14 protein-coding genes are annotated in these 11,773 nt (G+C 25.7%); all 14 read left to right on the top strand.

The genetic code is table 11. The features are described 5' to 3' along the window. The first annotated feature begins 14 nt into the window (after window positions 1-14). The 14 genes from CHF27_RS00150 (at window position 15) to folP (ending at window position 11,768) form a co-directional block, all read left to right on the top strand. Complete coding sequence (locus CHF27_RS00150; RefSeq protein WP_095404992.1) at window positions 15-986, top strand: WG repeat-containing protein; 972 nt, start codon at window positions 15-17, stop codon at window positions 984-986. A 122-nt stretch (window positions 987-1,108) separates the two neighbouring features. Next, window positions 1,109-1,477 carry a CidA/LrgA family protein gene (locus tag CHF27_RS00145; RefSeq protein WP_095404993.1) on the top strand — a complete coding sequence of 123 codons (369 nt, stop codon included), beginning with the start codon at window positions 1,109-1,111 and terminating at the stop codon, window positions 1,475-1,477. Between the two features lies 1 nt (window position 1,478). Beyond that, window positions 1,479-2,168 carry an LrgB family protein gene (locus CHF27_RS00140; RefSeq protein ID WP_095404994.1) on the top strand — a complete coding sequence of 230 codons (690 nt, stop codon included), beginning with the start codon at window positions 1,479-1,481 and terminating at the stop codon, window positions 2,166-2,168. A gap of 122 nt (window positions 2,169-2,290) precedes the next feature. Beyond that, on the top strand, window positions 2,291-3,157 hold the full coding sequence (locus tag CHF27_RS00135; RefSeq protein WP_095404995.1) for a YitT family protein: 867 nt from the start codon (window positions 2,291-2,293) through the stop codon (window positions 3,155-3,157). A gap of 416 nt (window positions 3,158-3,573) precedes the next feature. Next, window positions 3,574-4,383: an MORN repeat-containing protein gene (locus tag CHF27_RS00130; protein ID WP_095404996.1), complete on the top strand. Its 810-nt coding sequence runs from the start codon at window positions 3,574-3,576 to the stop codon at window positions 4,381-4,383. A gap of 111 nt (window positions 4,384-4,494) precedes the next feature. Next, window positions 4,495-5,490: a CAP domain-containing protein gene (locus CHF27_RS00125; protein ID WP_095404997.1), complete on the top strand. Its 996-nt coding sequence runs from the start codon at window positions 4,495-4,497 to the stop codon at window positions 5,488-5,490. 27 nt (window positions 5,491-5,517) lie between these two features. After that, entirely contained in the window at window positions 5,518-6,213 is a 696-nt protein-coding gene (locus CHF27_RS00120) for a polysaccharide deacetylase family protein (protein ID WP_095404998.1), read from the top strand. A gap of 220 nt (window positions 6,214-6,433) precedes the next feature. Next, complete coding sequence (locus CHF27_RS00115) at window positions 6,434-6,757, top strand: hypothetical protein (RefSeq protein WP_095404999.1); 324 nt, start codon at window positions 6,434-6,436, stop codon at window positions 6,755-6,757. A 211-nt stretch (window positions 6,758-6,968) separates the two neighbouring features. Beyond that, on the top strand, window positions 6,969-7,547 hold the full coding sequence (locus CHF27_RS00110; protein ID WP_095405000.1) for an anthranilate synthase component II: 579 nt from the start codon (window positions 6,969-6,971) through the stop codon (window positions 7,545-7,547). An 8-nt stretch (window positions 7,548-7,555) separates the two neighbouring features. After that, a complete protein-coding gene (gene pabB / locus CHF27_RS00105) occupies window positions 7,556-8,905 on the top strand; it encodes an aminodeoxychorismate synthase component I (RefSeq protein WP_095405001.1) in 1,350 nt (449 codons plus the stop codon). Beyond that, a complete protein-coding gene (locus tag CHF27_RS00100; protein ID WP_095405002.1) occupies window positions 8,895-9,632 on the top strand; it encodes an aminotransferase class IV in 738 nt (245 codons plus the stop codon). Before pabB ends, CHF27_RS00100 begins: the two co-directional genes overlap by 11 nt. Before the next feature lie 30 nt (window positions 9,633-9,662). Continuing rightward, window positions 9,663-10,364, top strand: a complete 702-nt coding sequence (locus CHF27_RS00095; RefSeq protein ID WP_095405003.1) for a hypothetical protein — start codon at window positions 9,663-9,665, stop codon at window positions 10,362-10,364. 17 nt (window positions 10,365-10,381) lie between these two features. Then, window positions 10,382-10,954, top strand: coding sequence for a GTP cyclohydrolase I FolE (gene folE, locus CHF27_RS00090; RefSeq protein ID WP_095405004.1), 573 nt, complete (start codon window positions 10,382-10,384; stop codon window positions 10,952-10,954). Window positions 10,955-10,976: 22 nt separating this feature from the next. Further along, on the top strand, window positions 10,977-11,768 hold the full coding sequence (folP, locus tag CHF27_RS00085; protein WP_095405005.1) for a dihydropteroate synthase: 792 nt from the start codon (window positions 10,977-10,979) through the stop codon (window positions 11,766-11,768). Window positions 11,769-11,773 lie beyond the last annotated feature (5 nt).

Below are 11,773 nucleotides of genomic sequence, written 5' to 3'. Positions count from 1 at the left end.
TAGGGGGGCTAAGTATGCTAGAGAAAGAGCTGTTTCTTCCTGTACTTAGAGATGGTAAATATGGATTTATAAATAAAGATAAAAAATTTATTATAAAACCGAGGTTTAAGTATGTGTCTGAAAGATTTAGAGATGGATACTGTGTAGTTACTTATATAAAAAAAATAAGGAAATCTATGCGGTGGGTATTTGGATATATAGATAAGTTAGGAAATGTTCAAATTTTTTTACACTTAGATAGCGCATCTGACTTTAATGATGGATTATCAAGAATAAAAGTAAATGGTAATTATGGATATATAGATGAAGATTTAAAAGAAGTTATAAATGTGAAATTTGATTCAGCTGCAAATTTTAGGCAAGGTTTAGCGGGAATCAAGATAGATAAGAAATGGGGATATATAGATAAAACTGGAGAAGTTGTAATATCTCCTAAGTACACATATGTAAATCAATTCTTTGAGAATAGAGCTTTAATAGAAATGAAAAATAAATATGGATATATTAATAAAATAGGAGAACCTATAATTTACCCAGAATTTGATATTGCAACTGATTTTTCAGAAGGATTAGCAGCAGTTAGAGTAGGAGAAAAGTGGGGGTATATAGACAAAGAAGGTAGATTGAAGATAGATTTTTTATTTGATAGAGCAAAATTATTTAATGAAGGATTAGCAGCAATTTGTATAAAAGATAAATGGGGATATATAGACAACATAGGAAATATTGTTATAGATCCTATGTTTGATTATGCTTGTAATTTTAAAGAAGGATTAGCTAGATTTAATATAGGATCGAGTTCGCTTACAAGGGGATTGAGTATTCCTAAAGGAGGGGTTTGGGGGTTTTTAAACAAAAAAGGAAATATAGAAATCATGCCTATATTCGAATCTGTATCAGACTTTGAGGATGGCTATGCACAAGTAATACAAGGAAACAATAGTAATTATATAGATGTAAGTGGAAATTTAATTTTGAAAATTTAAATTTGAAAAAATTTTATTGAAGTAGTAATATATATGTTGGGAAAAGGAGAGAAATCTCCTTTAAATTTATATGGGACAAGACATAACTCATATAATTAAATTCATTATTTAGGAGGAGTTAAATGAAAATATTTAATCAGCTAGCAGTGATTATGGGTATTTGGGCTGTAGGAGAGTACATTAGTTCATTTATAAAAGATATAATAGTAGTCCCTGGAAGCATTGTAGGTATGATTCTTTTATTCTTGTTTTTACAATTTAATGTTATTAAACTAGAAAAGATACAAGATATAAGTGATGTGTTATTAGACAGTATGGCTATATTCTTTGTGCCAGCAGGTGTTGCCCTTATTAAATCTTTAAACTTAATAGAAGACAATATGCTTGTTCTTATAGCTACAATATTATTCAGTACAATTATAGTTATGTATGTTACTGGAGTAGTAGTAGAAAAAATGATAAAAAATAAAGTTAAAGTTAAGGAGAATTAATATGTATAATTTAATAGATACACCTATATTTGGAATACTAGTAACAGTTTTATTTTTTAATGTAGGTGTATATTTACAAAAGAAAACTAAAAATCCGGTATTTAATCCATTATTAGTTGCTATAATAGGAATTATTATATTCTTAGAATTAACAAAAATACCTTATGAAAGTTATAAAAAAGGGGCAGATAGTATAAACTTTTTCTTAGCACCTGTAACAGTAATTTTAGCAGTACCATTATACAAACAATTTGATTTATTTAAAAAACATATATTAGAGATAATTATAGGGATAGGATGTGGAGTATTAGTTTCATTAGGATCAGTACTTTTAATTGGGAATATCACTCATGCTAATTTAGATATAATAAATTCATTAATACCTAAATCAATAACAACGCCTATGGGATTATCTTTGACAAATACAATAAATGGGATTGAACCTATTACAGTTGTAGCTATAATATTAACTGGAATATTAGGGGGAATATTTGCACCTACAGTATTTAAAATAGGAAAAATAAACCATCCAGTTGCAAAGGGAATTGCATTAGGAACGTCAGCACATGCATTAGGAACAAGTAAAGCATTAGAATTAGGTGAGATAGAAGGTGCGATGAGTGGTTTGTCTATAGGAATAAGTGGAATACTAACAGTAGTTTTAATTCCCGTGATAATTAATTTTGTATAAATATAAAAAATTGATTCATATTATTTTATTATTATTTATTCAAATAATAATAGAATAATATGAATAATATATTTTTATAAATTACTAAAAATATACATAAAATAATTTGAAGGGAGATAAATATGAGTAAAGTCAATACAGCCCTAGAAGATAATTTTGTTATAAGGTACTCAGTAATAATGTTGGGTATGATTGTTGCTAGTATAGGTATTAATGGTTTTTTAAGACCGGCTTATTTATTAAGTGGAGGGGTACCAGGAGCATCAATAATAATAAATTATTTAACTAATATAAATATAGGGTTACTAACTTTTTTAATAAATATACCTATATTCATATTAGGGTTTATATATCTTGAAAAAGAATTTTGTATTATCAGTATGATAAATATGATTATATTCTCAATATTTTTGGGAATAACTCAAAATATTGGACAGTTTATACCAATAAAAGATATCTTGCTTCAAAGTGTATATGGAGGATTATTATCTGGAATAGGAACAGGATTAGTATTTAGAACAAAGTCATCACAAGGTGGAACCGATATATTAGCAGCTATATTAAAATTTAAAAAAAATATACCTATAAAAGATACAACGTTAAGTATAAATATTATCATTGTATTAATAGGGAGCGTATTATTTGGTATTGATTTAGGATTGTATACACTTATAGGAATGTTTGTAAATGCATCAGCTATGAATTTTGTAAAGGATGCAATGAATTATCAAAAATCAGTAATGGTTATTTCTAAGGAAAATGAATTAATAGCAAAAGATATAATGAGAGAGTTAAAAAGGGGAGTGACTTTTTTAGATGCAGAAGGCGCATATACCAAAGAAAGAAAGAAAATAATATATTGTATAGTTTTATCAAAAGAAATACCAAAGATAAAAGAAATAGCTTTAAAATATGATAAAAAATCATTTATATCAGTTAATGATGTTAATGAAGTAAAAGGTAGAGGATTTAAAGAAAAGTATTTATAAATTATGCGTATAAAAAGAGATATTTTTCATATATTATATACCGAGGGATTACTATCCCTCAACTCTAGAGTAAATAAAATTTATTTATCGGGAATTTTTATACATGAGGTGTATAAGAGAAAATCTAATATAAAAATATATTAGTGCGGGTAGCTTTAAAGCTATTAATATAATCGGGTAATGTGTGATTAAAAAATAGAGTAACCAAAAAATGGAGACTCTATTTTTTATGCATAATAAATATAATATAGTTGCTAAAAAATAAAGTAGATGTTTTAATGTATATATTAAGTATAATTAAAACATCTGCTTTTGTTTTATAAAAATTTATATAATATATAGAAAAGTAAGTTGAATATAATATATAATAAATTTAAGAGCAATAATACTTGACAATAGCAATGGGGGAAATAAAAATGAATTTATCTAAAGAATATGTTGATATATATAATGAATATTTGAAATTTATAAATGAGGTTGAAAAAGATATAAAAGCAATAAATAAAATAGAAAGAAATGTATTAAAACGAAATCATATAGCAACAGAAGAAGAAATAAAAGCTATAGAAGAAGAAAAAATAATAGAAGAAGAAAAAAATATATTAAAAAAATCAGGAAATAAGATATATAATTTTTCGAATGGTGATGTATATATAGGTAAGATGGAAGATTGTAAAATGAATGGAAAGGGTTCATATGAGTTTAGAATAAGTGATGAAGTAAGTATAAAATATACTGGAAATTTTAAGGATAATATGAAAGATGGATATGGTACGTGTGTTTTTGCAAATGGAAACATATATACTGGAAATTTCCAAAAGGATATGATGAATGGCATAGGTAAAATAATTTACAAAAACGAAGATGAATATATTGGAAATTGGCAAGACAATCAGAAATATGGTATGGGTATATATAAATGGAAAGAAGGTTGTATATACGTAGGAGAATTTAAAAATAGCAAAATGGAAGGCTATGGAGTTTGTTATGATAAAGATGGAAAGTTAATATATGATGGAGAATGGAAAAATAATTTAATTCATGGACAAGGAACTTATATATGGGAAGAAGGTAAAAAATACGAGGGGGAATTTATGCATGGAAAAAAACATGGACAAGGAATTTTTTATTTAAATAATGAACTTGTATATGAAGGGACTTGGAAGTTTGATAAACCATCAATATTTAATAGGAGCTTAGAAGAAATATTTTCTTTAAAATTTTAGGGAATGTCTCAAAGTGCAATTTTATTGACTATATAAATTATTCAATAAAATTATAACATTTTGAGATACTCCCTTTTTATATAATTAAATATTATTAGGGGAAGTGATATATTGAAAAAACTAGCTTGTGTAGTGCTTACTATAGTATTTATAGTAATTTTGAATTTTAAATTTAATGAAAAATTAGAAATTAGAATATTTGATGAAAAAAATGTAGATTTTATTAAAGGAATTAATAACAGAGATAATAAAAGTTATGATAAACCAGAAATAGATAATTTTAAAAATATAAAAATACAAGATAGTGTAGAATTAGTTATTTCTAAAATTGGTAATCCAGCAAGAATAGATGAAAGTGAATATGGATTTAATTGGTATGTTTATAATCAATATTCTAAAAAATTTGCTATGGTTGGTATAGAAAATGGTAAAGTAGCAGCACTTTATAGCAACTCTATAGATTCATGTGAAAATTTAGGAATAAATCTAAATAGTAATCAAGATTTAGTAAGAAAAAAATTTTCACCTATAGAGTATAGAAAAAAAGGAAATATTAAATATATAATTAATTCTCAAAATCAGTATGACATAATAAATAAAGATAATAAATATATGACCATATTTTATGATATATATGAAAATAATATAGTTTGTTCGTATCAAATTATAAGTTCTGATATTGAAGAAAAATTTGATGGAATATATCCTAAAGAAAGTGAAACGCTAGAAAGATGTTTTGAATTAGAAGTTATGGATTTAACTAATAGCGTGAGACAAAAAAGAAGGTTAAATTCATTAAGCTATAGTGAAAAAGCTAGTGAAAGTTCTAAAAAACATAGTTTAGATATGAAAGTTAAAAATTTTTTTAATCATATAAATAAAAATAATGAAACACCTTTTGATAGAATGAAGAAAGAAGGAATAGTATATATGTCAGCAGGTGAAAATATAGCAGCAGGGCAAACAAGTGCAATATATGTACATGAAGCATGGATGAACTCTCAAGGACATAGAAAAAATATTTTAGGGGAATATAAGGATATAGGAGTTGGAGTAGTTTTTGGTGGATATTATAAAACATACTATACTCAAAATTTTTATATGTAGCTAAAAGTATAGAAAGGGAGTTAAAATATGATTTTTAGAAAAAAATACATGACATTAACTATTATAGCAACAGTAACTTTAATTATTTTTAGTACACTTAACATATCGGCTGTAGAAGAAGAAATTTTTGTGAAAAATGGTTCAAGAGACAAAAAGATGATAGCTCTTACTTTTGATGATGGACCTCACCCGAAAGAAACCAATGAAGTTTTAAATGTACTAAAAAAATATAACGTTAAAGCAACTTTTTTTATAGCAGGTAAACATGCTAATTGGTATTCAAAGCCATTAATACGAGCTAGCGAAGAAGGTCACGAAATAGGAAATCATACATTTAATCATCCAGATATAAGTAATTTAAATAATACTCAACTTGAAAATGAAATAATTAAATGTGAAGAAACGCTAATAAAATTAACTGGTAAAAAACCAACATTATTTAGACCACCATATGGTAGTTATAAAAAAGATGAACTAGCAAATATAGCTAAAAATCATGGTTACAAAATTATATTATGGACGACTGTTGACGCAAGAGATTGGCAAAATCCTCCTGCTACTAAGATTGCAGATACCATAATAAATAAAGCAAAAAACGGAGATATATTATTGTTACATGACTATGCAACTAATAATACAGTTGAAGCACTAGATATACTAATTCCAGAGATGATAAAAAAAGGTTTTAAATTTGTTACAGTTTCAGAATTGATAGATAATTAATAAAAAAAGATACTTAATAAAAATTTATTATTTTTATTAAGTATCTTTTTTTATTAATTAATATTGTTAGAAGTAATATTTTATATATTAAAAACATATTATTATATAAATATATCTTCAAATAAAATTTATAGATTAATATAAAGTTTTATTTATTGTAAAACATTTTTACAAAAAATTCATATTATAGAATAAGACTATCTTGAGAAGGATTGATTAAATGTATAATAAAATATATGAAAAAAAAGAATTTATGATATTTCAAGTTAAGGAAGGCTATATAGTTTACAATACTAAAAAAAGTTTTCAAGAGGGTCATACTCATCTTAAACACTTTGAGGCAGCAAAAACAGCAATTGATTTAGTAATGAATAAGAAAGTCCCAAAGAGCACAGATGGATATTATCTAACTAGTCTTATAAGGTTAAGTGATGATAATAATTATATTACAAAGATAAACGAATTATTAGAAGCTAGAGAACAAAAGGGAAAAAAAGAAAAATATTATAATGTAGGATATAAATTATCAAAAAGGAGCATATAGCTCCTTTTAAATTTGAATAAATTTACAACAAAATAAATAACAGTACTTAAAAAAACTACAAATTAAAACATAAAAATATTATAATAAAAATATATATTAAAAAAAATATATATAAAATTTTTTTTATATTATGTTTATGCTATTAATAAACGATTAAAATTTAAGTGTGCATCTTATTAAAGGTGAAATGAAGTTTTGGGAGGGCGTTTTTATGATCCTTATGATAGATAATTATGATTCATTTGTTTATAATTTAGTACAGTACATAGGTGAATTAGGAGAAGAAATCGTAATAAAAAGGAATAATGAAATAACATTAAAAGATATTGAAAAATTAGACCCAGAGATTATAGTTTTATCACCAGGTCCTTGTTCACCAACAGAAGCTGGAATATGTATGGAACTAGTGAATTACTTTAAGGGAAAAAAACCTATTCTTGGAATATGTTTAGGACATCAAACTATAGGACAAGTATTTGGTGCGAGTATTGTAAAAGCATATCAGCCAGTTCATGGGAAGGTACATAGTATAAAACATAATAATAAAGGTGTATTTAAAAATTTAAAAAATCCTTTAAATGTTACAAGATATCATTCATTGATAATTGATTCAAAAAAATTACCAGATGAATTAGAAATAACAGCTTTTACTAATAAAGGTGAAATAATGGGTATTAGACATAAAGATTATTTGATAGAAGGAGTACAATTTCATCCAGAAGCTATTTTGTCAGAGCAGGGTCATGATATACTTAGAAACTTTATAAACGAAGCTAGAGAAAGGATGTAAATTTAATTATGATAAAAGAAATAAATACTAAACTAAATTCTTTCGAGATTTATACTATATTTAAAGATGAAGAAAATAGTTTTATATTAGATAGTGCTATGGACAAAGAAAAATTAGGAAGATATTCTTTTATAAGTAGTAAACCTTTTAAGGTAATAAAATATAAAGATACTGAAATAAATCCATTAGATAATTTAAAAAATGAATTGGATAAATATAAAATTAAAAATAATACTCAACTACCTTTTATAGGCGGAGCAGTAGGGTATTTATCATATGACTTAGGGAATTATTTAGAAAGACTTCCTAGAACAGCAATTGATGATACAAATGTGTATGATTTATATTTTGGATTATATAATTATGTTGTAGTAATAGATCATTTAGAGAATAAGACTTATATAGCTACTCCCGACTTAGACGTAGAAAATGAAATATTTTTAATAGAAGAGATTGAAAATAGAATTAAAAAAAGTGAAGAAGAAGGTATTAACACAATTTGCTATGAAGAAAAGCATGTAGAGTCTACAAAGTTAAAATCTAATTTTACAAAGGAAGAATTTAAAAATTCAGTTCAGAGGGTTAGAGAATATATAAGAAAAGGTGATATATACCAAGTTAATTTAACTCAAAGATTTAGCGGAAAAACAAGTTTATCAAGTTATGAGTTGTATAGAGATTTAAGAAAATTTAGTCCAGCACCTTTTGGAGCATTTTTGAATTTTGAAAAAACTAGTATACTATCAAATTCACCAGAACGTTTTATAAAATGTATAGATAAAAAAATAGAAACTAGACCAATAAAAGGAACAAGACCTAGAGGAAAAAATAAAGAAGAAGATTTAAATCTTCAAGAAGAGTTAAGAAATAGTGAAAAAGACAGAGCAGAGTTGCTTATGATAGTAGATTTAGAAAGAAATGATGTAGGTAGAATATCAAAAATAGGGAGTGTAAAAGTACCAGAACTATTTGTAATAGAGTCTTATACAAATGTAAATCATTTGGTATCTACTGTTATTGGGGAGTTAGAAGAGGGCAAGGATGCAATAGATTTAATAAAAGCAACATTTCCAGGCGGTTCTATAACAGGAGCACCTAAAATTAGAGCTATGGAGATTATAGATGAATTAGAGCCTACTCAAAGAAATGTATATACTGGGTCCATAGGATATATAGGATTTGATGGAAATGTAGATTTAAATATAGCTATTAGGACTATTATAAAGCAAAGCGATAATGTATATTTCCAAGTAGGAGGAGGAATGACTTGGGATTCAAATCCAGATGATGAATATCAAGAAACATTAGATAAAGCAAAGTCTATAATGAAAGCATTGAGAGGTTATTATGAAGAGTGATGTTTCTTTTGACAGTAGTTTAAGTAAGTTTGGTATTGGATTATTTGAAACTATTAGAGTAGATAAAAATATTTTAGATTTAAATTTACATATAGATAGATTATACAATTCTATATCAGAATTAAATTTAGATATAAGTTATGATAGGAAATTTATAGAAGATAAAATTGTAGAATATGTATATAAAAATAAAATATGCAATAAAGCACTTAGATTAACAGTATTTGATGAAGGATATAATATCTCTGTAAGAAACATACCATATGATGAAAAATCTTATAAAAGTGGATTTAAGTTAAATATTTCACCTATAAAGAGAGGCTATAGTATTCTTTATAGACACAAAACGACAAATTATTTTGAAAATATTTATACAAAAAATTATGCAAGTAAGCAAGGATTTAATGATGGAATATTCATAGATATAAATGGTGTGGTGTTAGAATGTTCGATGAGTAATATATTTTTTATAAAAAATAACACTATATTTACACCGCACCAAGAGTTACCAATATTAAACGGTACTATGAAAAAAAGGATTTTAGATATCTGTGGCGAATTAAATATAAAATTAATACAGAAAAAAATACAAATATTTGAGATCAAAGACTTTGATTTTGTTTTTGTGACAAATAGTCTTATGAGAGTTATGAAAGTTACACAAATAGAAACAAAAAAATATGATGACTCAAATGAAATCTTTGATAAAATACTAACTTGCATATAATTAAAAAATTAAGGTTAGTGGAGAAAAGATATGACAAGCAAGATTAATGAAATTTTCAGATTAGAAATAGATAAAATAATAAATAACAATAATACAATATCTGTATTCTTGGTTGGGTCAAGTAAAAATATAGATTTTAACTTACCTAACATTCAAATAAATGATATTGATATATTTGTATTTGTTAATCAAGGGGAAAATCAAGTAAGAGTAATCAAAGAAGTTGAGGGGATAGAATTTGATATTAATTATTTTTCCAGAAATGGATTTAAAAATTTAATTAAAAATAAAGAATACTTTTTCTTAAAAGAAATGAAAAATGCAAAAGTAATATATGACAAGCATAATACAGCATCACATATAATCACCTTATGCAAAAACACTTATTTAGAAGGTCCACAAATTATTTCAGATAATAATAAATATTTATTAAAATCAGAAATCGAATCAAAAATATCTAGATTAGAAAAGAAAGATAAATTTGAAAAATTTGAGTATGAGTTTTTGACGAATATATATTTAAAAGATATAATAGTGGGATACTTTAGCATAAATAATAAGTGGATACCAAAAGATAAAAAGCTTTTAAAAGAATTAAAAGAAGAAGATAAAGAACTATTTAATTTAGTAAAATTAGTTCAAGAAAATTATAAATATGAAAATTTATTAAATATTTATAACTATGTTTTTAAAAATATAGATATAAGAAAAAGTATAAAAATAACATATTAGTTAAGGGGGTTAAACCAATGAGTAATGTAGATAAAGACAAGATAAAAAGAGCAGTAAGAGATATATTAGAAGCTATAGGAGAAAACCCAGATAGAGAAGGATTAGTAAATACTCCAGATAGAGTAGCTAGAATGTATGAGGAAATATATTCTGGATTACACAAAGACCCAAGAGAACATTTAAAAGTTATTTTCCAAGATGAAAAACATGAAGAATTAGTTTTAGTAAAAGATATTCCTTTTTATTCATGTTGTGAACATCATTTAGTTCCATTCTTTGGAAAAGCACATATTGCATATATACCTAAAGGTGGAAGATTAACAGGCCTTTCTAAACTAGCGAGAGTAATAGATACATTGGCAAAACGACCTCAATTACAAGAAAGAATTACTAAAGAGGCAGCAGATATAATAATGAAAGAGCTACAACCTTATGGAGTTATAGTAGTAGTTGAAGCAGAACATATGTGTATGACTATGAGAGGTGTAAAAAAGCCAGGATCAAAAACTATAACGTCAGCAGTTAGAGGTGTATTTGAGACTGATATGTCAACTAGAGCGGAGGCTATGAGTCTTATAAATATGAGATAAATTTGAAATTAGGAGCGATAACATGTTTGATTATGGAAAAAGAACTTATATAATGGGAATTTTAAATGTAACTCCAGATAGTTTTTCTGATGGAGGAGATTTTAAAAATATAGATAAGGCAATAGAACATGCAAAAGAAATGGTAAAACAAGGTGCAGATATTATAGATTTGGGAGGAGAATCCACTCGCCCTGGACATAAATTTGTAGATTCAAATGAAGAGATGAAAAGAGTTTTACCTGTAGTAGAAAGATTAAAAAAAGAAGTTAAAGTACCTGTATCTGTAGATACATATAAAGCTGATGTAGCACAAAAGGCTTTAGAGTTAGGTGCTGATATGATAAATGATGTCTGGGGTCTAAGAAAAGATAAAAATATGGCTTCAGTAATAGCAAAACATGATGCATATGTTTGTATAATGCATAACCAAGATGGTACAGAGTATGACATAGATATTATGGATTCTATAAAAGAATTTTTAAAAGAAAGTATAAAAATAGGTTTAGAAGCAGGAATAGATAAGAAGAAAATTGTTTTAGATCCAGGAGTTGGATTTGGAAAGACATTTGAACAAAACCTTGAAGTTTTAAGAAGGCTAGATGAATTAAATGATTTAGGATACCCTATATTACTTGGAACATCTAGAAAATCTGTCATAGGGAATGTATTAAATGTTGAACCAAAAGAAAGATTAGAGGGAACTATAGCTACAACTGTTTTAGGAGTTAAGGATGGAGTAGATATAGTAAGAGTACACGATGTATATGAAAATTTACAAGCAGCAAAAATGGCAGATGCTATATATAGAAGGTAGGTTCA

The organism is Romboutsia maritimum (assembly GCF_002251085.2).
Lineage (GTDB): Bacteria > Bacillota > Clostridia > Peptostreptococcales > Peptostreptococcaceae > Romboutsia_B > Romboutsia_B maritimum.
The sequence above is the reverse complement of the archived record's forward strand: the minus strand, read 5'-3'. Positions and strand labels throughout refer to the sequence as shown.

Coding starts and splice junctions, on each gene's coding strand:
- CHF27_RS00150 (WP_095404992.1), top strand. CDS start 15: ATGCTAGAGAAAGAGCTGTTTCTTCCTGTACTTAGAGATGGTAAATAT.
- CHF27_RS00145 (WP_095404993.1), top strand. CDS start 1,109: ATGAAAATATTTAATCAGCTAGCAGTGATTATGGGTATTTGGGCTGTA.
- CHF27_RS00140 (WP_095404994.1), top strand. CDS start 1,479: ATGTATAATTTAATAGATACACCTATATTTGGAATACTAGTAACAGTT.
- CHF27_RS00135 (WP_095404995.1), top strand. CDS start 2,291: ATGAGTAAAGTCAATACAGCCCTAGAAGATAATTTTGTTATAAGGTAC.
- CHF27_RS00130 (WP_095404996.1), top strand. CDS start 3,574: ATGAATTTATCTAAAGAATATGTTGATATATATAATGAATATTTGAAA.
- CHF27_RS00120 (WP_095404998.1), top strand. CDS start 5,518: ATGATTTTTAGAAAAAAATACATGACATTAACTATTATAGCAACAGTA.
- CHF27_RS00115 (WP_095404999.1), top strand. CDS start 6,434: ATGTATAATAAAATATATGAAAAAAAAGAATTTATGATATTTCAAGTT.
- CHF27_RS00110 (WP_095405000.1), top strand. CDS start 6,969: ATGATCCTTATGATAGATAATTATGATTCATTTGTTTATAATTTAGTA.
- pabB (WP_095405001.1), top strand. CDS start 7,556: ATGATAAAAGAAATAAATACTAAACTAAATTCTTTCGAGATTTATACT.
- CHF27_RS00100 (WP_095405002.1), top strand. CDS start 8,895: ATGAAGAGTGATGTTTCTTTTGACAGTAGTTTAAGTAAGTTTGGTATT.
- CHF27_RS00095 (WP_095405003.1), top strand. CDS start 9,663: ATGACAAGCAAGATTAATGAAATTTTCAGATTAGAAATAGATAAAATA.
- folE (WP_095405004.1), top strand. CDS start 10,382: ATGAGTAATGTAGATAAAGACAAGATAAAAAGAGCAGTAAGAGATATA.
- folP (WP_095405005.1), top strand. CDS start 10,977: ATGTTTGATTATGGAAAAAGAACTTATATAATGGGAATTTTAAATGTA.